Source organism: Burkholderia sp. BCC0097, assembly GCF_902832985.1.
GTDB classification, from domain to species: Bacteria; Pseudomonadota; Gammaproteobacteria; order Burkholderiales; family Burkholderiaceae; genus Burkholderia; species Burkholderia orbicola.
Genome location: NZ_CADFDM010000001.1, coordinates 426,893 through 447,083, shown reverse-complemented (window position 1 = coordinate 447,083; position 20,191 = coordinate 426,893). Strand labels below are relative to the sequence as shown.

At 67.6% G+C, this 20,191-nt stretch carries 17 protein-coding genes; 5 read left to right on the top strand and 12 right to left on the bottom strand.

The window, feature by feature from the left end:
- Positions 1 to 3 precede the first annotated feature (3 nt).
- From HWX07_RS01910 to HWX07_RS01890, 5 genes are all read right to left on the bottom strand, one after another.
- On the bottom strand, positions 4 to 426 hold the full coding sequence (locus tag HWX07_RS01910; protein WP_011547149.1) for a DcrB-related protein: 423 nt from the start codon (positions 424 to 426) through the stop codon (positions 4 to 6).
- A 21-nt stretch (positions 427 to 447) separates the two neighbouring features.
- Positions 448 to 2,568 carry a type VI secretion system tip protein TssI/VgrG gene (gene tssI, locus HWX07_RS01905; RefSeq protein WP_175874972.1) on the bottom strand — a complete coding sequence of 707 codons (2,121 nt, stop codon included), beginning with the start codon at positions 2,566 to 2,568 and terminating at the stop codon, positions 448 to 450.
- Positions 2,569 to 2,969: 401 nt separating this feature from the next.
- Positions 2,970 to 3,482: an OmpA family protein gene (locus HWX07_RS01900; RefSeq protein WP_175874971.1), complete on the bottom strand. Its 513-nt coding sequence runs from the start codon at positions 3,480 to 3,482 to the stop codon at positions 2,970 to 2,972.
- Between the two features lie 86 nt (positions 3,483 to 3,568).
- Positions 3,569 to 4,837 carry a diguanylate cyclase gene (locus HWX07_RS01895; RefSeq protein ID WP_175874970.1) on the bottom strand — a complete coding sequence of 423 codons (1,269 nt, stop codon included), beginning with the start codon at positions 4,835 to 4,837 and terminating at the stop codon, positions 3,569 to 3,571.
- On the bottom strand, positions 4,834 to 5,541 hold the full coding sequence (locus tag HWX07_RS01890) for a YfiR family protein (protein ID WP_175874969.1): 708 nt from the start codon (positions 5,539 to 5,541) through the stop codon (positions 4,834 to 4,836). Before HWX07_RS01890 ends, HWX07_RS01895 begins: the two co-directional genes overlap by 4 nt.
- Before the next feature lie 424 nt (positions 5,542 to 5,965).
- Here HWX07_RS01890 and HWX07_RS01885 point away from each other — a divergent pair, with 424 nt between their 5' ends.
- From HWX07_RS01885 to HWX07_RS01865, 5 genes are all read left to right on the top strand, one after another.
- Positions 5,966 to 6,853: a LysR family transcriptional regulator gene (locus tag HWX07_RS01885; protein ID WP_175874968.1), complete on the top strand. Its 888-nt coding sequence runs from the start codon at positions 5,966 to 5,968 to the stop codon at positions 6,851 to 6,853.
- A 163-nt stretch (positions 6,854 to 7,016) separates the two neighbouring features.
- Positions 7,017 to 8,453 carry a D-aminoacylase gene (locus HWX07_RS01880; protein ID WP_175874967.1) on the top strand — a complete coding sequence of 479 codons (1,437 nt, stop codon included), beginning with the start codon at positions 7,017 to 7,019 and terminating at the stop codon, positions 8,451 to 8,453.
- A 72-nt stretch (positions 8,454 to 8,525) separates the two neighbouring features.
- Positions 8,526 to 9,866, top strand: coding sequence for an MFS transporter (locus HWX07_RS01875; RefSeq protein WP_175874966.1), 1,341 nt, complete (start codon positions 8,526 to 8,528; stop codon positions 9,864 to 9,866).
- Positions 9,867 to 9,880: 14 nt separating this feature from the next.
- Positions 9,881 to 11,221 (top strand): amidase family protein, encoded by a 1,341-nt coding sequence (locus tag HWX07_RS01870; protein WP_175874965.1) that lies wholly within the window; start codon positions 9,881 to 9,883, stop codon positions 11,219 to 11,221.
- A gap of 116 nt (positions 11,222 to 11,337) precedes the next feature.
- Entirely contained in the window at positions 11,338 to 12,579 is a 1,242-nt protein-coding gene (locus tag HWX07_RS01865) for an FAD-binding oxidoreductase (protein WP_175874964.1), read from the top strand.
- A gap of 52 nt (positions 12,580 to 12,631) precedes the next feature.
- Here HWX07_RS01865 and HWX07_RS01860 read toward each other — a convergent pair whose 3' ends face one another.
- From HWX07_RS01860 to HWX07_RS01830, 7 genes are all read right to left on the bottom strand, one after another.
- Positions 12,632 to 13,777: an alpha-hydroxy acid oxidase gene (locus HWX07_RS01860; protein ID WP_175874963.1), complete on the bottom strand. Its 1,146-nt coding sequence runs from the start codon at positions 13,775 to 13,777 to the stop codon at positions 12,632 to 12,634.
- A 181-nt stretch (positions 13,778 to 13,958) separates the two neighbouring features.
- A complete protein-coding gene (locus tag HWX07_RS01855; protein ID WP_175874962.1) occupies positions 13,959 to 14,726 on the bottom strand; it encodes a FadR/GntR family transcriptional regulator in 768 nt (255 codons plus the stop codon).
- Positions 14,727 to 14,794: 68 nt separating this feature from the next.
- Positions 14,795 to 15,685 carry an amidohydrolase family protein gene (locus HWX07_RS01850; RefSeq protein ID WP_175874961.1) on the bottom strand — a complete coding sequence of 297 codons (891 nt, stop codon included), beginning with the start codon at positions 15,683 to 15,685 and terminating at the stop codon, positions 14,795 to 14,797.
- 67 nt (positions 15,686 to 15,752) lie between these two features.
- Positions 15,753 to 16,694: an ABC transporter substrate-binding protein gene (locus tag HWX07_RS01845; protein WP_069231519.1), complete on the bottom strand. Its 942-nt coding sequence runs from the start codon at positions 16,692 to 16,694 to the stop codon at positions 15,753 to 15,755.
- A 72-nt stretch (positions 16,695 to 16,766) separates the two neighbouring features.
- Positions 16,767 to 17,804, bottom strand: a complete 1,038-nt coding sequence (locus tag HWX07_RS01840; RefSeq protein ID WP_006480700.1) for an ABC transporter permease — start codon at positions 17,802 to 17,804, stop codon at positions 16,767 to 16,769.
- A gap of 27 nt (positions 17,805 to 17,831) precedes the next feature.
- Complete coding sequence (locus tag HWX07_RS01835; protein WP_175874960.1) at positions 17,832 to 19,370, bottom strand: sugar ABC transporter ATP-binding protein; 1,539 nt, start codon at positions 19,368 to 19,370, stop codon at positions 17,832 to 17,834.
- A gap of 10 nt (positions 19,371 to 19,380) precedes the next feature.
- Positions 19,381 to 20,157 carry an SDR family oxidoreductase gene (locus tag HWX07_RS01830; protein ID WP_175874959.1) on the bottom strand — a complete coding sequence of 259 codons (777 nt, stop codon included), beginning with the start codon at positions 20,155 to 20,157 and terminating at the stop codon, positions 19,381 to 19,383.
- Positions 20,158 to 20,191 lie beyond the last annotated feature (34 nt).

The window sequence follows — 20,191 nt, the reverse complement described above, 5'->3', positions numbered from 1 at the left end:
GCCTCAGACCGGATCGCGCAACTGAAGGCTCTGAATCACGGTCCGGATTTGTTCGCGCTGTGTGTCGCTCAGCGTACCGGGCGCGGTGAAGGTGAGCATCAGGACAACCTGCCCGTATTCCACCATCGTCAGCCGCTGATGAATGAGCGCCTGGTTGTTCGTCCAGGTAAACTCGTGCACGTGCGCAGCGCGCCCGGATACCGTGGCGTCCTCATTCGCCACCTCGGCGTAATCCGGAACCTGCTTCGCCACCTTCCGGATTTCGCTTGTCACATATTCGGCGAACTTCATGCCCCACGGCAGCCGCTCGCGCGTGATCACGAAACTCACGCCCTCCGTGCCAGTCGCCGCCGACACGAACACGTTCATCGTTTTGTCCTGCCATTCCACGGGCAGCGCCAACGTGCCTTCCTGCATCTGGTACATGCTTTGTTATCCTTATTGGGGTTAGCCGTTCTTCGGGTTGATGTCGGTTCGAGCTGCCTGGATGTTGATATTGCCGTCATCCAGGTGGATCACCGAATCGCCCTTGTAGATATCGATCGAGTCGGCAGTCATGTGGATCCGCGTGCCGCCATCGCCGCCGATCTTGATCCAGAGTTCCTTCGCTTCCAGCGTGTGCACACCCTGCGGCGTCTGATGCAGCGTATTGCCCTGCACGACAACGTCCGACAGATTGCCAACCGCGATAGCCGTCGTATGGTTGCCCTTGCCAACCTCCACGGTCCGGTCGCCTTTCAGAACCTGAGTCCACTGCGCGTCCTCGACAACGGTATGCATGTCCTTCTGCGCATGCATGTAGAGCATCTGCGCACCATTGACGTCGCTCATCAGCAACTCGTTCGACCCCTGCCCCTTGTGCGTCTGGCTCTTGATCCCCATCGTCTGCCCGGCCGCGCCGTGATACGGGTTGCCCTGCTCGCCGTTGAACACGCGGCCGACGATCACCGGGTTATCCGGATCGCCCTGATTGAACGCCACCAGCACTTCCTGCTTGATCCGCGGAATCGCGGCCGCGCCCCAGCCGTCGCCTGCCCACGGTTGCGACACGCGCACCCACATCGAATCGGAGCCGTCTTTCTTGCCGCGCCGGTCCCACGGGAAATGCACCTTCACCGCGCTGCCGTTCGTATAGATTTCCTCGCCCTTCGGGCCGACGACGATCGCCGACTGCGTACCATGAATCACCGGCTTCGGCGTCGCGCGCGGCGCACGGTACGGAATCTTCTTCGGCAGCAGCGAGAAGCTGTTGCGATACGGCAGCTTCGCGCTGTGCTGCGTATAGTCGTTCACCGCCTCGTGACGCACATGCAGGATTACGTACTCCTGGTTGTTCTCGAGAACCGGATGATTCGCGACGGTCACGGCGCCCGCCGTGGTCATGCGCCATGCATAGCCGCCGCCGGTATAGCGATGGGCTTGCGCCTCCTCGGCCTCCATCGCGAAACGGGCGTAGCGGTTGCCGTCGTCACCGTGGTCGTACAGCGACTGGTGCTCGAACCGCTCGGTCGCGTCGAGCCGTGCATGCTTGAGGTTTTGCGGGCCGGCCTCCACCAGCATCAGCGGCGACGACGGATTCTGGTGATTGAAGTCGCGGAATGTGACCTTGCCGACGCCGAAACGCCGGCCTTCGTGCAGTTGATCGATGCCGCTGTCTTCGCTCGCCTCGGTCGCGGCGAACGGCACGGTGACGAGCCCGTCGATCGGGCGGAACAGCAGGTTCGTGTCGCCGATCACGAGAAAGTGCTTGTCCTTCTCGTAGCGGTGCGTCCAGATGAGCCCTTCCTGCTCCATCAGCCGCGCGCAGAAGTTGTAGTAGCTCTCCTGGTACATCACGACGTACTCGAGCGGCTTCTGGCTGGTCCGGATGTCGAACGTGAAATCGGAAAACCCGTGTTCCTGGAAGATCTCGGTGAGGATGTCCTGCGCGGTCTTGTTCTGGAAGATCCGGCAGTCGGTCGAGCGCGTGAGGAACCAGAACCACGGCACCGCAGTCAGGTGGTATTGCGTGACGTTCCCGGGGTTGCCGGCGCGGTCGAACGACGCGACGTAGCCGTCGAAATAGCGGTCGTTGTCGCCGGTGCCCGACGCCACGACGCGTTCGAGCGTCGACAGACGCGCCTGCTGATCGAAGCGGATCTTGACTTGCTGGCCGATCAGATCCTCCGGGCGCAGGTCGTGGCGATGCGACAGCAGGTCGAGGTGGATTTCCGGCAAGCGGTTCACGTGCTCGTCGACGACGGCCGCACTGACCAGCAGCACATCCGGGCCGAGCGGCGTATCGAGCGTGACGTAACGGTTGAGCTGGGTCAGGCGCGCGGGATTGGCGGCGCCGTTGATCGCCTCGGCGATGGCGCCGGGCGTCTTCTCCATCAGCGAGAAGCCGGTCTGCGCGAGCTGCATCGCGCGCTGGACGGTATCGACGTGCCCGGCCAGCCCCGCGAGCGGCCCGAGGCTGCCGGCCACGCTCGACGCCACCGGGCCGGCGAGGCCGCCGAGCGCACTCAACGAGCCGAGCGCACCACCACCCAATCCATTGGGAATACCCCCATTCGGAGCGAAACTCATTCTTGTTCCTTGCGTGTGATCTCAGGTTCCGTCGGCCGGCTCGCCGGTCCGCAGCCACGATAATGTAGGGTAAAACCCGACCGCTTGAAAGTCTCCGGCAAACGTTTGCTTTCCGACCCTTAAAATCAGAAAAACGGACCGGCAGCCGAACGCGAGACCGCGGTCGCCCACGGCCAGGCAGCACGACGGTCTGCAATGGAAACCGTGTCACCCCGCATGTCTCGATAAGCCGCACGGCGCGGGACACGGGGACGATCAACGGATGCTGGAGTATCCGCGTGACAATGGCGGGAAACAGCGGAGACTGACCGCGCCAAGGCTTTCCGGGTCAGTGTTTGAACGAACATACTAGAGACGACCGCCTGGTCGGCAAGCGTGCAATCGCCGTCACGGCGCCCCACTCATCGCGGCGAAACCACGATCGCCGCTCGCCGATTCTGCGCCCGCCCCGCTGGCGTCCTGTTATCCCCTACCGGGTCGAGCTTCCCTTTCCCGACGATCGCGATCCGCTCCGCATCCAGCCCGACGTCAACCAGTTCGACCGCAACGACTTCCGCTCGCCGCCTGGACAACTCGGCATCATAGGCAGCCGTCCCCTCGTCATCCGAGTACCCGTAAACGCGCACCCCGTTGATGCCCGCCGACCGCAACGTCCGCCCGATCCGTTCCACGATCCGCCGCACATCCGGCTTGAGGTTGTACCGGTCGAAATCGAACAGGATCGGCCCGGTCGACCCGAATTCGAATCCCTGTCCAGTCTCCTGGAACCCGGCCGACTTCAGCGCCGTCACCTGCGTCTGCGTCAGCCCCCGATGAAGCGGCGGCGGCGTCTTGCAGCCCACCAGCAGCAGGCACAGCAGCAGCGCACTCCCGACGTACGCCCGCCCCGTGCTCACAGGAAACGAGTGGTTCATTTTGTATCCCCTTCCATCGCGCCCGCTCCGCAAGCGCTTCTTTTAACCGCCGCCGCGGCCTCGCCCGCGGCGCGAGTCGATCGAGCTCAAACCGGCCCTGCCACGCTCTCCGCCAGTTGCCACGATCCCGGCCGCGCGCGCTTGGCGCGGTACATCGCGATATCCGCCGCGCGCAGCAAGCCGCTCGCGTCCGACGCGTGATCGGGATACAGCGCAACGCCGGCACTCATCATGGTGGCCACCACGCGGCCGTCGGACAGCTCGATCGACGGCGCCATGCCGGACAAAATCTCGTCGGCGATCCGGCACACGCTGCCCGCTTCAGGCACCGCCGCCAGCATCACCGCAAATTCGTCGCCGCCCAGGCGCGCGACGAGATCGGTCTCGCGCACCCGCGTGCGCAGCCGCGACGCGATGCCGATCAGCACCGCGTCCCCGGCGTCGTGACCGAGACCATCGTTGATCTCCTTGAAGCGGTCGCAGTCGAGATAGAGGACGGCGACCCGCTGCCCCGTCAACGTGGCATCGCACAGCGCGAGCGCGAGGCGGGACTCGAACTGCACGCGGTTGGGCAACCCCGTGAGCGCATCGTGCGTCGCCTTGTGTTCGAGCGACGCGTTCTCGTCGCGCAGCGTGTTCTGCCAGTCTTCGAATTCGTCGAGCAGCGCGTTGAAGTCGTCGCCGAGCTGGTTCAGTTCCGCGATCGCCGCCGGCTCGACGCGCCGCGCGAACGCACGCTCGCGCCGCACCGCGTGCGCGACGCCGGCCAGCGCGTGCAGCGGCGAAACGATGTCGCGCAGCAGGCGTTTCGAGCTGACATACGCACCGAACACGCTGACGGCCAGGCAGCCAAGTATGCCGCCCACGCCGCCGAGCAGGAAGCCGAAGAACTGGTGCCCGCGTCCGCGCACGACGACGTGGCCGACGATGATGCCGTCGTGCATCACCGGGACGGTCACCGGCCCCGGCAGCGCCACGTCGGCCACCGCGCGCTCGAGCCGCGCGATGCCGTTTCCGGCCGGCAACTGCCACGTGGCGAACAGTTGTCCCTTGCTGTCGGTGACGACCACCTGCGCGACGTCCTCGTCGCCGGCGATCATCCCGATCGCCTCGTTCGCCGCGACGCGATCGCCGAACACGAGCGCCGCCTCGACCGTATAACCGAGCGAGCGCGCCAGCAGGTTCAGGTTGTTGCCGGCATACGCGCGCAACGCGATCACGGCGACGACGATCAACGACACGGCGGCCATCGTCACCGCGACGAACGCGAGGCGCAGGTGCGCGCGCCGCAGCACGCTTTGCAGCGTCGGGCGCGGCGGGCGCGAAGCGCGAATGGGAGGCGCGGCGCGTGTCATGGCGTCACCGGCCGTCGTGCGAGATTGAGAACGTTCGGATGCACGCGCACGCCGCTGCGTGCGACGGCGTCGAGATTGATGTCGAACGACACGCGATCGCCGTCGACGTCCAGGCAAAACATGCCGCCCGCGGTGCAGGACGGATCGTGTTCCGCGATCGTCAGCACCGGATGGCCGGCCAATGCGGTTCTCACCCGCGCGCGAGCGTCGTTGCTCAAGGCGCCCAGATAGACGACGTCGCACGCGATGCCGAGCGACGGATCGTCGGAGCGCACGCGTTGCACGTCGAGCACCGTCGAGCCGGCCTGCAGCGTGTCGGTCAGGCCGGCCGCGTAGTCGGGCCTGCCGGTCACGCACAGATGCAGGCGCACGGGCGTGGTCGGCCAGCGCGTGAAGCTGATGATGCCGAGCACCACCTGACGCACGGCGGAGTCGTGTGACGAAAAGGCGGGACCTGTCGGGCTGGCCGGCGTGGCGGTGGTGGCAACTTGCACCGCATCGACCGCGGTCTCGTCCATCACGGCAGGCGCGCCGGCGACGACCGGTACGGCGCTCAGAACGCAAACGATTGCGGCAAACGCATGGCGGAACGTGGCGACTCGGCCCCACTGGCCGGACGCCTTTCGCGCGGCGAATGCCGCCGCACACGCTGGCGTCGATGCGACCGCAAGACTCGCAGCCGCCGCGCACACACTTGCATCCATGATGGAAACATCTGCCGCAGTCGTTCCCGGCCCTGCCTCCTGCCTGCCATGCGCGTGCAGGCACCGTATCACGCGCACGATTCCTTCCATCTTAGGTAAAAATTCGTATCCCAAACCAGTGGGATACACCCGCGAATCCTGCCGGAAAGCATGCTGAACCGGTGCTGCGGCAACCCACGGCGGTCCGGCGTCGGCGTCGGCACATTGATCTGCGGATTGAACCCCGGCTCACGGCAAACTTCATCCATCCGCCAGTCACGCATTCAAGCATCTCGCGTGCGTCAAACGGCTCGATCCGCCATGCGTGTACGCTCCACTGCCGTACGGGCCACGCGGCGGACAATGAATCGATATCGACGAGAATGTCCGCTCGTCCCGCGGCCATACGTCGGAATGCCGGATCCAGCCTGCACAACGGAGCGTCATGAAAATCGAAAACTCGGAACTCGAAGCATTCGTCGCCGTCGCGGAACTCGGCACGTTCCATCGCGCGGCGGAAAAACTGAACCTGACCCAGCCGGGGCTGTCGCGCCGCATCCAGAAACTCGAGCAGACGCTCGGCGTCGAGTTGTTCCAGCGCACCACGCGAAGCGTGACGTTGACGGGTGTCGGCCGCCAGTTCCTGCCGATGGCGCGCGAGCAGATCGCGCAGCTCGGCATGATGCTGTCGTCGATCCAGGACATCGCGCAAAAACGTTACGGCAAGGTGCGGCTCGCGTCGATCCCGACGATCGTCGCGCAGGCGCTTCCCGACGTACTGCGTCGCTACGCCGCAAAGTATCCGCACGTCGCCGTGCAGATCCTCGACGGCAATCATGACTTCGTGCTGTCGCAGGTGCGCGCGGGCATCGCCGAATTCGGCGTGAGCCTGCATCCCGGTGACGACGACGATCTCCTGTTCGAACCGCTCTTCACCGACCGTTACGTGCTCGCGGCGCACAACGACGATCGGCTGGCGCGTGCGGACGCCGTCACGCTCGGGGAGTTGCGCCAGGCGAAGCTGATCATCGGCGGTCGCGACAGCGGCAACCGCCTGCTGCTCGAAATGCTGATGGGCCAGGAAGCAGTGCGAACCCGCTGGTTCTACGAAGTCGAGCACATCTCGTGCGTCGCGGCGCTGGTGGCGGCCGGGGTCGGCTGCGCGATCCTTCCCGAGAGCGCACTGCGTGCGTACGGCTCGCCAGCGGTGCGCGCGGTGCCGATCGCGAGCCCGACGATCGAGCGCACGGTCGGCATCGTTCGGCATCGGGGCATTTCGATGTCCAGCTTCGCGAGCGACCTCCAGGCGCTGGTGAAGGCGGCGTTCGCGTGACGCCGCGGGCGGCACGGCGGCGCGCCGCATTGATGCCGGTTTCGCATGAATCGCGAGCCGAACGGCATTGGACACCCGAAAAATGGCTGGGGACGATGGGGGCGAACATGAACGACGGAAACGGGTAGCGCCCCGGGTCCGGACGGATTCTGGAGGAACCACCATGCATTTCGACGTGATCCTGCGTCGCGGCGAGTTGATCGACGGCACCGGAGCCGCACGCTTCGAAGCCGATCTCGGCGTGACCGGCGCGCGCATCGCGGCGATCGGCGACCTGGGCGGCGCGACGGCCGCGCATACGGTCGATGCGAGCGGCCTCGTCGTCGCGCCGGGCTTCATCGACAGCCACACGCACGACGACGCGTTCGTGCTGACCGATCCCGACGTCGAGCCGAAGGTCGCGCAAGGCGTCACGACGGTGATCGCCGGCAACTGCGGCATCAGCCTCGCGCCGCTGCTCGCCGAAAGGGACGTGCCGCAGCCGCTCGACCTGCTGGGCGCGTGGCAGGCGTTCCGCTTCGCATCCTTTCGCGCCTATCTCGACGCGCTCGACGCAACGCCCGCCGCCGTCAATACGGCGGCCCTGATCGGCCACTCGACGCTGCGCGTGCGGCACATGGCCGATCTCGACCGCGCGGCCAACGCGGCTGAAATCGCGGCGATGGCGGCCGACGTGCGCGAAGCGATGGCGGCCGGTGCGTTCGGCGTCTCGTCGGGCACCTTCTACCCGCCCGCGGCAGCCGCGACGACCGACGAATTGATCGACGTGTGCGCACCGTTGCGCGAGACGGGCGGCGTGTTCGCGACGCACCTGCGCGACGAAACCGACGCGATCATCGCGTCGCTCGACGAAGCGTTCCTGATCGGGCGCGCGCTCGATGTGCGCGTCGTGCTGTCGCATCACAAGGTGGCCGGCAAGGTCAATCACGGCCGCTCGGTCGAAACGCTCGCGCATATCGACGCGCAGCGCACGCGTCAACCGCTGTGTCTCGACTGCCATCCGTATCCGGCCACGTCGACGATGCTGCGCGCGGATCGCATCCATCAGTCGTCCCGCGTGATCCTCGCGTGGTCGAAGCCGCATCCCGAACTCGCGGGCCGCGACTTCCATGAACTGCTGCCGCTGTTCGGCGATTCGGTCGACGCCGCGATCGACGCGCTGCGCCCCGCCGGCGCGATCTACTTCGTGATGGACGAAGCGGATGTCGAGCGCATCGTCCGTCACGAACTGACGATGGTCGGCTCCGACGGCCTGCCCAACGACATGCGCCCACACCCGCGGCTGTGGGGCACGTTCCCGCGCGTGCTCGGAGAATTCTCCCGCGAGCGCGGCCTGTTCCCGCTCGAAGCCGCGGTGCGCAAAATGACGGGGCTCACCGCCGAGCAGTTCGGCATCGCCGAACGGGGGCGGCTCGCGGTCGGTCATTACGCCGATCTCGTCGTGTTCGACCCCGTCCGCGTGATCGACCGTGCGACGTTCGCGAGCCCGACGCTACGCCCCGAAGGCATCGAGCACGTGTTCGTCAACGGGCAGGCCGTGCTCGAACATGGCCGGCACACCGGCACGCGTCCCGGCCGGGCGCTGCGCCGCGACATCTAGAACCGGCCGATCGGCGGCGCGCGGTCGCATGGTCGCGGCAGCCGCCCCGAAGGCCACCTGCACGGAGTCACCATGACGAATCCCAACGGTGCCGCCACGCCGCGCGGCATGCAAGCCGGCCCACCGGCGCACGCGCAAGCCGCCGCCCCCGGCCTCGATGCACTGTATGCACGCCTGAGCCGGCGCATCATTCCGCTGATCCTGGTCTGCTATTTCTTCGGCTATCTCGACCGCGTCAACGTCGGCTTTGCGAAGCTGCAGATGGTGACGGACCTGCACCTCACGGACGCTGCGTACGGCGTGGGTGCGGGCCTGTTCTTCGTCGGCTACCTGCTGCTGCAGGTGCCGGCCGGCTGGCTCGTGCGGCGGATCGGCGTGAAGCGCTGTCTCGCCGGCTCGATGCTGACGTGGGGCATCGTGTCGGTCGCCACGCTCACGACCCGCGACACCGCGAGCTTCTACGCGCTGCGCTTCCTGCTCGGCGTGACCGAAGCGAGCTTCTTTCCGGCCGTGATCGCGTACTTCAGCGTGTGGTTTCCGTCGCACCGGCTCGCGAAGGTCATGGCCCTCCTGTTTCTCGCGATGCCGCTCGGCGTGATCGTCGGCGGCCCGCTGTCCGGCTGGATCATGGACGCCACGCACGGCGGCTTCGGGCTGCGCGGCTGGCAGTGGATGTTCCTGATCGAAGGTCTGCCGGCCATCGTGCTGGGCGTGTACCTGCTCGTGCGTGTGACGGAACGGATCGACGACGCAACCTGGCTGACCGATACGGAAAAGCGGATGATTCACGCGGAGATGGCTCAGGAAGCGGCCGGCAAGCGCACCCGCCTCGGCGCCGCGCTGCGCGAGCCGACCCTGTGGCTGCTGTTCGCGACGTCGTTCCTCTACAACGTCGGCAACTACGGGCTCGTGTTCTGGATGCCGACGATGATCAAGGCCCTCGGGTCGTCGAGCAACCTCCAAATCGGCCTGGTCAGCGCGATCCCGTACCTGGTCGCGTCGGTCGCGATGGTCGCGAACGCGCAGCATTCGGTGCGGACCGGCGAGCGCCGCTGGCATACGGCGCTGCCCGTCGCGATCGGCGGCATCGCGCTGCTCGCGAGCCTCGGCATGCGCGCGCATCCCGTGCTCGCGGTCGCGTGCCTGACCGTCGGCGTGGCCGGCATCATGAGCACGCTCGCGATGTTCTGGAGCCTGCCGTCGCGAATTCTCGCGGGAGAAGCAGCCGCGGGCGGCGCCGGGCTCGTCAACATCGGCGCGGCCGTCGCGGGGTTCGTCGGCCCGACGCTGATGGGCTATGCAACCGGATTGACGGGCAGCACCGAGCTCGGTGTCGCGCTGCTCGCCTTCACGCTGTTCGCCGCCGCTGCGCTGATCCTGTCGATTCCGCGCCGGCTCATGGTGCGCACGTGAGCGCGGCGCCATCGATGCGCAGCGCGCTGGCGTTGGCGGCGAAGGTGCGCGCCGGGCAGGTGAGCGCGATGTCGCTCGTGCAAGCCGTGCTCGCCGACATCGCCGTGCGCGACAGCGCGATCAACGCGTGCGCAGCCACCTTCGACGAGCGAGCACGGCGCGATGCGCTGCGCATCGACCGCCTCGTGCGGGCAGGACACGACCCGGGCCCGCTGGCCGGCGTGCCGTTCCTCGTGAAGTGGAACATCGACGTGGCGAGTTATACGACGGTTGCCGGATCGCCGGCGCGCGCGGCGTTGCCGCCCGCCGTCGCCGATGCGACGATCGTTGCGCGAATGTGCGCGGCCGGCGCGGTCCCCATAGGGGCGACGCAGATGGATGAACTCGCATGCGGCGCCACCGGCGTGAATCCGCACTACGGCGCGGTGCGCCTCCCGGCCGACCCGACACGCATGACAGGCGGCTCGTCGAGCGGCTCGGCCGCCGCGGTCGCCGCCAGCTACGTGCCGCTCGCGCTCGGCAGCGATACCAACGGCTCGATCCGCGCGCCGGCGGCGCTGTGCGGCGTGTGGGGGTTTCGTCCCGGCGACGGGCGGCTGTCGCGGGCCGGCTGCCTGCCGTATGCCGACTCGCTCGATACCGTCGGCGGGTTCGCGAACGATGTCGATGATCTTGCGGTCCTGTATGACACGCTGGGCGAAGCGCATGCACCGCACGCGCAACGGCCGCGCGATCCGGCCGCCCCGCTTCGCGTCGCCGTACTGGCTGGCGATTTCGAAACACATGCCGATGCGGATGCGCAACGCGCTGTCCGGCGTGCAGCGGCCTGCCTGCGGGCGGGCGAAGCGGTACCCGTCACCAGCGACGAGGTCGCGGACGTGCGCGAAGCGGCGCTCGTGATCTCGAACGTGGAACTCGCGCGCGCCCATCACGGATTGATCGACGCACCGGCGGCGCTCGTCTCCGAACGCCTGCGGTCGCGCCTCGCTGCCGGCCTCGCGACGTCCGACTCCGCGTATCGGCACGCGCTTGCCCACCGTGCCGCCTGGCGTGCGCGCATCGCGGCGCTGTTCGCGCGCCACGACCTGCTGCTCGCGGCCGCGACGCCTTGTGCGGCGCCGCGCTTCACCGACGCGACTGTCGATATCAACGGCGTCGCGCTCGAACCCGCGAAGACGCTCGGCCTGCTGACGCAACCGGTCTCGTTCGCGGGGCTGCCGGTCGTCAGCGCGCCGTGCTTCGCATCGGGCGAGCTGCCGGTCGGCGTGCAATTGATCGGTGGGCCCGGTGGCGACGCGGTGTGCTTCGACGCCGCGCGGCAGTTCTCGGCCGCGTGGGGCGACATGCTCCGTTAGCGACGCGCCCCTTGGTGCCGCGCGCCGCCGCGAGTATGCTTGCAGCTCGAACATTCTCCAACCGGGCGCGCGCGCCGCACCGCGGCAGGCGCCCCGCCAACCGTCACTCACCATCGATGGATTTCGACGTCATCGTTCTCGGCGCCGGCATCGTCGGCGTCTCCGCCGCGCTGCACCTGCAGGATCGCGGCCGCAAGGTCGCCCTCGTCGATCGCGGCGCGCCCGGCGAAGGCACGAGCTTCGGCAATGCCGGGCTGATCGAGCGCTCGTCGGTCGAACCGTATCCGTTCCCGCGCAGCCCGTTCACGCTGATGCGCTATGCGCTGAACCGCTCCACCGATCTCTACTGGCACAGCGCGTCGCTGCCCGCGTTCGCGCCGTGGCTCGCACGGTTCTGGTGGGAATCGGCGCCGCCGCGTCATGCGGCGGCCTCGCGCGACATGCTGCCGCTGATCGAACGCTGCATCGTCGAACACGACGCGCTGATCGCGCGGGCCGGCGCCGGCGAACTGGTCCGCGCCAGTGGCTGGCTGGAGGCGTTCCGCACGCCGGCCGCATTCGAACGCGGCGTGGCCGAGGCCGGCCTCACCGCGCGCCGCCACGGGCTCGGTATCACGCCGCTCGATGCGGCCGCGCTGCGCGCGCACGAACCGAGCCTCGCACCGGGCTTCTGCGGCGCACTGCACTGGCTCGACCCGAAAAGCGTCGTCGATCCGGCCGCGCTCGTCAAAGCGTATGCGCACCTGTTCGTGCAGGGCGGCGGCACGCTGCTGACCGGCGACGCCGCGAGCCTCGACGCGCTGTCGCCCGGCTGGCAGGTGAGCACCGACGACGGCCCGGCGGCCGCGCCGGCCGTCGTCGTCGCGCTCGGTCCGTGGTCCGACACGGTGTTCGGCAAGTTCGGCTACAAGATTCCGCTGCGCGAGAAGCGCGGCTACCACATGCACTACGCGCCGTCCGCGCGCGGCGTGCCGTCGGCGCCGATCGTCGATCGCGAATACGGTTATGTGATCGCGCCGATGCGGCGCGGGCTGCGGCTGACGACCGGCGTCGAGATCGCGCGGCGCGGGCTTCCGCCAACGGGCGTGCAGCTCGAACGCGCGGAGCGCGTCGCGCGGCCGGTGTTCGGTTTCGGCGAGCGGCTCGATCCGCATCCGTGGCTCGGCTTCCGGCCGTGCACGCCAGACATGCGGCCGGTGATCGGCCCCGCGCCCGCGCATCGCGGGCTGTGGTTCGCGTTCGGGCACAACCATCACGGGCTGACGCTCGGCCCCGTCAGCGGCCGCCTGCTGGCCGAGATGATGACCGGCGAGGCGCCGTTCACCGACCCGGCACCGTATCGCGCGGACCGCTTCTGAGCACGCGATGCCGGCGCCGGCACGCAGGCCCGGATAGCGCCGAAACCCGCCGTCAGCGAAAACGCAGCTGGTTTCGCCCGAGCTGCGCGACGGATGCGCAGCCCATCAGCCGCATGTCGCGTTCGATTTCCGTGCGCATCAGTTGCAACGCGCGCTCGACGCCGGGCTGCCCGGCGGCGGCGAGCGGGAACAGGTAATAACGCCCCAGCCCGACGGCCTTCGCCCCCAGCGCCAGCGCCTTCAGTACGTGCGAACCGCGCTGCACGCCGCCATCCATCATCACGTCGATCCGGTCGCCCACCGCGTCTACCACCTCGGCAAGCTGGTCGAACGCGGCGCGCGAACCGTCCAGCTGCCGCCCGCCGTGGTTCGACAACACGATGCCGGTGCAACCGATGTCCGCCGCCCTGCGGGCGTCGTCGACCGACATCACGCCTTTCAGGCAAAACTGCCCGTTCCACTCGCGCACCATCGCGGCGACGTCGTCCCATGACATCGACGGGTCGAGCATGTCCGTGAAGTAGCGGCTGATCGACATCGCGCCGCCGCCCATGTCGACGTGCCGGTCGAGCTGCGGCAAACGGAACCGCTCGTGGGTCAGATAGTTGACCGCCCAGGCCGGCTTCAACGCGAACTCGGTCAGCCCCGCGAGCGTCAGCCGGAACGGAATCGAGAAGCCGGTGCGCTTGTCGCGCTCGCGATTGCCGCCGGTGATGCTGTCCACCGTCAGCATCATCACGTTCACGCCGGCCTGCCTCGAGCGATTCATCATCTCGCGGTTGAGGCCGCGATCCTTGTGAAAGTAGAACTGGTAGACCTGCGGGCCCGGGCTGATCGCGCGGGCTTCTTCCAGGCTCACGGTGCCGAGCGACGACACGCCGAACATCGTGTCGAATTTCGCGGCTGCTGCGGCGACGGCGCGCTCGCCGTCATGATGAAACAGGCGTTGCAGCGCGGTCGGCGAACAATAAACCGGCATGCCGAGCTTTTGCCCCATGACCGTCACCGACAGATCGACATCGCGCACGCCACGCAGCACGTTCGGCACCAGATCGCAGCTTTCGAATGCGCTCGTGTTGCGTCGATACGTGGTTTCATCGTCGGCCGCACCGTCGATGTAATTGAAGATCGGCCCCGGCAACCGCCGCCTCGCCAGTTCGCGGAAGTCGTGGAAATTGTGGCAATCGTTCACGCGCATTCGTCACACTCCATTCTGCGCGCGAGCGGCATGCCGGCGGGCCGGCGCGCGTCGCTCGCATCGCGGCGTTCGTTCTATACCGACGGCCGGTGTCCTCGCGCGGGACGGTGGCCGTATCGGCACCCGGAACCGTGCCGCATCGCGTCCGCCGCGGCCGACCCTGCAGCGAATCGACTCGCGCTCAGTCGAGCGCGCGGCCGAAGATGCGAATTACTTCATCGAGATGCTCGGCCATCGCACGGCGCGCGGCGTCGGGGTCACGCGCGCGGATCGCATCGAGGATCGCGCGATGTTCCAGCTCCGACCGGTGCGGCATGTCGTTCGGCATGTACAGCGACTGCAGCCGCTGGAACATCAGGTCGTACTTGTGCGCGAGCAACTGCTTGATCATCAGCGCATACGCGGCATTGTCGCTCGCCTCCGCGATGCGGATATGGAACAGCCGGTCGCCCGGGTGCGTGAGCGAGCCGCTGCGGTTGTCGTCCTGGTTGCGCAGGAACGCTTCGTGGATGCCTTCGATCTGCGCGTCCGAGCCATGCTTCGCCGCCAGCGCCGCGGCTTCCGGCTCGATCAGCCGGCGCGCCTGCAGCAGCGCGAATGGCGGGATTTCGGTGTCGAGATCGAGCGCGATGCCGAGCTCGGGATCGATCTCGACGATCGAGAACGGCGCGACCTTCCCGTCGGGTGCGGATGCGGGTGCGGGCACAGCAGCCGTTTCGGGATGGCGCACCTTCACGCCGTCGCCGACGCGCACGCTTACAAGCCCGTTCACTTCGAGCGCGATCAGCGCCTCGCGCACCGACGTGCGCGACACGCCGAACCGTTCGGCGAGTTCACGCTCGGGCGGCAGATAGCTGCCCGGCGGGAAATCGCCGGACTCGATCATCGCACTGAGCTTGTCGGCGATCTGCTGGTAGAGGCGGCGGTTCTGAATCGGCTGGATGGACATACGTTGACGCTGGTAATCGGTTTCGTTCCGGACGGTCCGTCAAATCGCACAGACCGTTCGCGCCTATTCTATATGCCGCGCTTCACATCGCCCGGCACCGCGTAGCAGCGCGCGGCCGTGCCGCCCCACAACGCGCCGCGCTCGGCCGCCGACAGGCGCGATTCGGCCCAGCGTTCGACGAGCGACGCGACCTCGTCATACGACGCCGCGAGCAGGCACACGGGCCAGTCGGACCCGAACATCAGCCGCTGCGGGCCGAATGCGTCGAGCGCCGCGTCGAGGCACTGCTCGATATGCCGGATGTCCTGGCCGCGCAGGCCCCGCCGCCAGTCGGCTTCGGTCACGAGCCCCGACAGCTTGCACACGACGTGCGGCAGCGCACCCAGCTCACGCAGCGACGCGCGCCAGCGCGCGAGCGCCGTGGCGTCGCGTTCGAACTCGGCCAGCGCCGGCTTGCCGCAATGGTCGAGCACGAGCCAGTGCGCATCGTGCCGCGCGCAAAACGCACGGACGTCCGGCAACTGGCGCTCGAACACGAGCACGTCGTACACATAGCCGTTCGCCTGCAGCCACGCGACGCCGCGATTGAAAGCGGGATCGGCGACGAACGCGCCGACGTCGGCTTCGTCCTGCAGCTGGTGACGAAAACCGCGCAGCTTCGGGCTGCGCCACTCGGCGACACGATCGGCCAGCGCCGGCGCACCGAGATCCTCCCAGCCGACCACCGCCGCGATGCGGGCGTCGTCGCGCGCCAGGTCGAGCAGGAACGCCGTCTCGTCGCGCCCGGCGCGCGCCTGCACCGCGATCGATGCGCCGAGCGCCTGCGCATGCATCGGCGGCCACAGCGCATCGGGCAGGTAGTCGCGTGCGAGCACGCCCATCCCGGGGCCGATCCACGGATAGTCGGCCGCGCGAAAACGCCAGAAGTGCTGATGCGAATCGATACGCACTGCGCCCATGATGCCCTCGTGTTCAATCACCGCGGCGGCGACGGCCCGCGGCGTCGCCCCCGCCCGTCCGCCACGTTCAGTCGTACAACACCGCCGCGATCTTCGGATCGTCGATATTGGTCTTGTCATACCAGTAGAACCCGGTATCGATGACCTTCGGCAGCTTCTCGCCCTTGATCGCCTTCACGGCCGCCTCGACCGTCTTGTAGCCGATGCCGATCGGGTTCTGCGTGATCGCGCCGGCCATCAGCCCGCTGCGGATCGCGTCCTTCTGCTGCTTGCCGGAATCGTAGCCGACGATCACGACCTTGCGCTTCATCTCGCGCACGCCGTTGACCACGCCGATCGCCGAACCTTCGTTGGTGCCGAACAGCCCCTTGAGCTTCGGGTACGCCTGCAGGATCGACTTCGTCACTTCGGTCGACTTCAACTGATCGCCTTCGCCGTACTGCACGGTCACGACCTGCACCTTCGGGTGCGCGGACTTCATCCGGTCGAGGAAGCCGTCGCGGCGGTCGATGCCGGTGCGGCTCGTCTGGTCGTGCGCGACCACCGCCACCTGCCCTTCGTCGCCGATCAGCGCGGCGAGCTTGTCGGCCGCAAGGGCGGCTGCGGCCTTGTTGTTGGTCGCGGCCGTCGTCACCGGAATGTCGCTGTCCACGCCCGAGTCGAACGCGATCACCGGGATCTTCTCGGCCTGCGCCTTCTTCAGCAGCGGCAGCGCGGCCTTGCTGTCGAGCGCCGCGAAGCCGAGCGCGGCCGGCTTCTTCGCGATCGCGGCGGACAGCATGTCGATCTGCTTGTCGACCATCGCCTCGGTTTCGGGCCCTTCGAACGTCACCTTCACCTTGTAGTCCTTCGCAGCCTGCGTCGCGCCCGATTTCACGGCCTGCCAGAACTGATGCTGGAAGCCTTTCGAGATCAGCGGGATATAGGTTTCCTGCGCGTGCGCGCCGGCCGTGACGCCCGCGGCGAACGTCAGCCCGACGATCGCGTTCAACACCTTGCTCCTGATCACTTCGCGTCTCCTTTTTTTCGTATCGAATGAAATGCCGGCCGAAACCGGCGGTGAAGCGCATGCCTGCATGTGTCAGCGGCGACGCCGGCGCAGGATGTCCACGTAGACGGCGAGAATGATGATCACGCCCGTCACGACCGTCTGCCATTCCTGCGCGACCGACATGATGCGCAGGCCGTTGGTCAGCACGCTCATGATGAACGCACCGATGATGGTGCCGACGATGCTGCCCGCGCCGCCCGACAGCGACGTGCCGCCGATCACGACGGCCGCGATCGCGTCGAGCTCGTAGCCCTGCCCGAGCGCCGGCTGCGCCGAGTTCAGCCGCGACGCGATCAGCAGGCCGGCGATCCCGCACACCGCGCCGCTGAACGTATAGACGGCGATCTTCCACGCATCGACGTTCACGCCGGACAGCCTGAGCGCCTCCTCGTTGCTGCCGAGCGCGAACGTGTAGCGACCGAAGATGGTCCGGTTCAGCACGATCGACGCGCCGATCGCGACGAGAAACAGGATCAGCACCGCGTTCGGGATCGGCAGCGCGGGAATGAGATTGCCGATCAGCGAATCCTGCGCGATCGACGTGAAGCCCGGCGTGTCGTTGAAGTAGATCGGCCGCGTGCCCGAGATCACGAGCGACAACCCCTTGAGCAGCATCATCATGCCGAGCGTCGCGATGAATGGCGGCACCTTCATCTTCGCGATCACGAAGCCCGACACGCAGCCCGACAGCGCGCCGAAGCACAACGCGGCCAGAATCCCGAGCGGCAGCGGCATCCCCCATTTCGTCAGCACGACGCCGGCCATCACCGCGCAGAACGTCATCAGCGTGCCGACCGACAGGTCGATGCCGGACGTGATGATCACGTACGTGCAGGCAACGGCCAGCACGCCGTTCACGGCGGTGGCCTGCAGGATCGACACGAGGTTGTCGACTTCGAGGAAGTTCGACGACGCGAAGCTGAAGAACACGATCAGCAGCACGAGGCTCGCGAATGCGAGCAGCTTCTGCCGCGCGGCCGGGTTGAAGAAACGCGATTTCAGGCTCGATGCGGCGGCCGGCGTGTCGCCGGTGGCGAGGGGCGGAACGGGATGCGTATCGTTGGACATGGTCGTTAGGCGTCTGAATCGGGACAATCAGGACAACACGGTCGACTCGCGCTGCGTCGCGAGCTGCATGATCTTTTCCTGCGTGGCGTCGGCCGCGCGCAATTCGCCGGTCACGCGGCCTTCGCACATCACGAGAATCCGGTGGCTCATGCGCAGCACCTCGGGCAATTCCGACGAGATCATCACGATCGCCTTGCCGTCGGCGGCGAGCGCGTCGAGCAGCTTGTAGATCTCGCTTTTCGCGCCGACGTCGATGCCGCGCGTCGGCTCGTCGAAGAACAGGATGTCGCAGTCGCGCAGCAGCCATTTCGCGATCACGATCTTCTGCTGGTTGCCGCCCGACAACAGCCGCGCGGGCTGCGCGACCGACGGCGTGCGGATCGCGAGTTGCCGCACGTACGACTGCGCGGCCTCGCGCATCCCGCGCGCATCGAGGAACAGGCCGCGGCGCACGAAGCGGCGCATGCTCGACAGCGCGATGTTGTTCTGCACGTCCATCCCGACCGCGAGCCCGAAGTGCTTGCGATCCTCGGACAGGTAGCCGATGCCATATTTCACCGCGTCGGCCGGCGTGCGGATCGTCACGGCCCGGCCATGCACGCGGATCTCGCCCGCATCGACCGGGTCCGCGCCGAACACCGCGCGCGCGACCTCGGTGCGGCCCGCGCCCATCAGCCCGGCGAAGCCGAGGATCTCGCCGCGCCGCAGCGTGAAGCCGACGTCGCGGATCGCGCGACCGCGCGACAGCCCGCGCACTTCGAGCGCAATCTCGTTCGCGGACGTATCGGGCGGCGTGCGGCTTTCTGTATCGAGCTGGCGGCCGACCATCATCGAGATGATCGATTCCATCGACGTGTCGGCCATCGGCACGGTCGCGACGTACTTGCCGTCGCGCATCACGGTCACGCGATCGGCGATCTGGCGCAGCTCGTCCATCTTGTGCGAGATGTAGATGATGCCGACCCCATGCGCGCGCAGGTCGCGGATGATGCGGAACAGCTCGGCGATTTCCGCGTTGTTCAGCGCGGCGGTCGGCTCGTCCATGATCAGCGCGCGCGAGTCGAACGACAGCGCCTTCGCGATCTCGACCATCTGCTGCTTCGCGACCGTCAGCCGGCCGACCGGCGTGCGCGGGTCGAGATCGAGCCGCATCCGCTGGAAGATCGCGGCCGCGTCGCGGTTCAGTTTCTCTTCGTCGACGAACACGCCGAAGCGGCCGCGCGGCTCGCGGCCGATGAAGATGTTCTGCGCGACGCTCAGGTGGTTCATCAGGTTCAGTTCCTGATGGATGATGCCGATGCCGAGCGCCTGCGCGGCACGCGGGTCGGCGATCTCCACCGGGCGGCCGTCCATCCGGATCTCGCCCGCGTCGCGCTGGTAGACGCCCGCGAGGATCTTCATCAGCGTCGACTTGCCGGCGCCGTTCTCGCCCATCAGCGCATGCACCTCGCCCGCGCGCAGGTCGAAACGGCAGTCGTCGAGCGCCTGCACGCCCGGAAAGCGCTTGCCGATGCCGGTCAGCGCGATCAGCGGCGGCGCGGTGTTCGGGTTCAGGTCGGGTTGCATCGCGCGGCCCTCAGCTGATCGCACGATCGAGATGCGTGTAGCCGCCATCGACGAACAGCCACTGGCCCGTCGTGTGCGACGCGCGCTCCGACAGCAGGAACACGGCCGTGTCGGCGATCTCGTCGGCCGTCGTGAAGCGCTGGCCGAGCGGCACCTTGCCGGCAATTGCCGCGACCTTCGCTTGCGGATCGTCGAAGCCGGCGATCCAGTTCTGGTAGAGCGGCGTCATCACCTCGGCCGGAATCACCGCGTTCACGCGCACGCCGTCGCCGCGCAACGCGACGGCCCATTCGCGCGTCAGCGCGAGCTGCGCGCCCTTCGACGCGCAATAGCCGCTCGTGTTGCCCTGCCCGGTCACGGCCGTCTTCGACGAGACGTTGACGATCGCGCCGCGCGCCGCCTTCAGGTGCGGCACGCAGTAGTGCGCCATCACGTAGTAGTGGATCAGGTTGCGTTCAAGCGACGCGACGAACGCGTCGCGCCCGGCGTCGAGCCCGATGCTGTCGTTGATGCCCGCGTTGTTGACGAGGCCGTCGATACGGCCGAAGCGCGCGAGGGTCTGCGCGACGCCGTCGCGGCACTGTGCGTCGTCCTGCAGTTCGACAGTGACGCACGCGGCGCGCGGCTGCTGCTGCGTGAGTTCGCGCCAGAAGGCGTCGTCCGGCGCGTGGCGCGCGAATACCACGGGAATCGCGCCTTCGCCGGCCAGCCGCATCGAGATCGCGGCGCCGATACCCGACGCGCCGCCGGTCACGATCACGACCTTGTCTTGCAGATTCAAATCCACTTCGCGTCTCCGTCGTTCATGTTGTCGCCGCGCA

What these genes read in the sequence shown, in the direction of transcription:
- HWX07_RS01910 (WP_011547149.1), bottom strand. Translation starts at nt 426, where the DNA reads ATGTACCAGATGCAGGAAGGCACGTTGGCGCTGCCCGTGGAATGGCAG.
- tssI (WP_175874972.1), bottom strand. Translation starts at nt 2,568, where the DNA reads ATGAGTTTCGCTCCGAATGGGGGTATTCCCAATGGATTGGGTGGTGGT.
- HWX07_RS01900 (WP_175874971.1), bottom strand. Translation starts at nt 3,482, where the DNA reads ATGAACCACTCGTTTCCTGTGAGCACGGGGCGGGCGTACGTCGGGAGT.
- HWX07_RS01895 (WP_175874970.1), bottom strand. Translation starts at nt 4,837, where the DNA reads ATGACACGCGCCGCGCCTCCCATTCGCGCTTCGCGCCCGCCGCGCCCG.
- HWX07_RS01890 (WP_175874969.1), bottom strand. Translation starts at nt 5,541, where the DNA reads ATGGATGCAAGTGTGTGCGCGGCGGCTGCGAGTCTTGCGGTCGCATCG.
- HWX07_RS01885 (WP_175874968.1), top strand. Translation starts at nt 5,966, where the DNA reads ATGAAAATCGAAAACTCGGAACTCGAAGCATTCGTCGCCGTCGCGGAA.
- HWX07_RS01880 (WP_175874967.1), top strand. Translation starts at nt 7,017, where the DNA reads ATGCATTTCGACGTGATCCTGCGTCGCGGCGAGTTGATCGACGGCACC.
- HWX07_RS01875 (WP_175874966.1), top strand. Translation starts at nt 8,526, where the DNA reads ATGACGAATCCCAACGGTGCCGCCACGCCGCGCGGCATGCAAGCCGGC.
- HWX07_RS01870 (WP_175874965.1), top strand. Translation starts at nt 9,881, where the DNA reads ATGCGCAGCGCGCTGGCGTTGGCGGCGAAGGTGCGCGCCGGGCAGGTG.
- HWX07_RS01865 (WP_175874964.1), top strand. Translation starts at nt 11,338, where the DNA reads ATGGATTTCGACGTCATCGTTCTCGGCGCCGGCATCGTCGGCGTCTCC.
- HWX07_RS01860 (WP_175874963.1), bottom strand. Translation starts at nt 13,777, where the DNA reads ATGCGCGTGAACGATTGCCACAATTTCCACGACTTCCGCGAACTGGCG.
- HWX07_RS01855 (WP_175874962.1), bottom strand. Translation starts at nt 14,726, where the DNA reads ATGTCCATCCAGCCGATTCAGAACCGCCGCCTCTACCAGCAGATCGCC.
- HWX07_RS01850 (WP_175874961.1), bottom strand. Translation starts at nt 15,685, where the DNA reads ATGGGCGCAGTGCGTATCGATTCGCATCAGCACTTCTGGCGTTTTCGC.
- HWX07_RS01840 (WP_006480700.1), bottom strand. Translation starts at nt 17,804, where the DNA reads ATGTCCAACGATACGCATCCCGTTCCGCCCCTCGCCACCGGCGACACG.
- HWX07_RS01835 (WP_175874960.1), bottom strand. Translation starts at nt 19,370, where the DNA reads ATGCAACCCGACCTGAACCCGAACACCGCGCCGCCGCTGATCGCGCTG.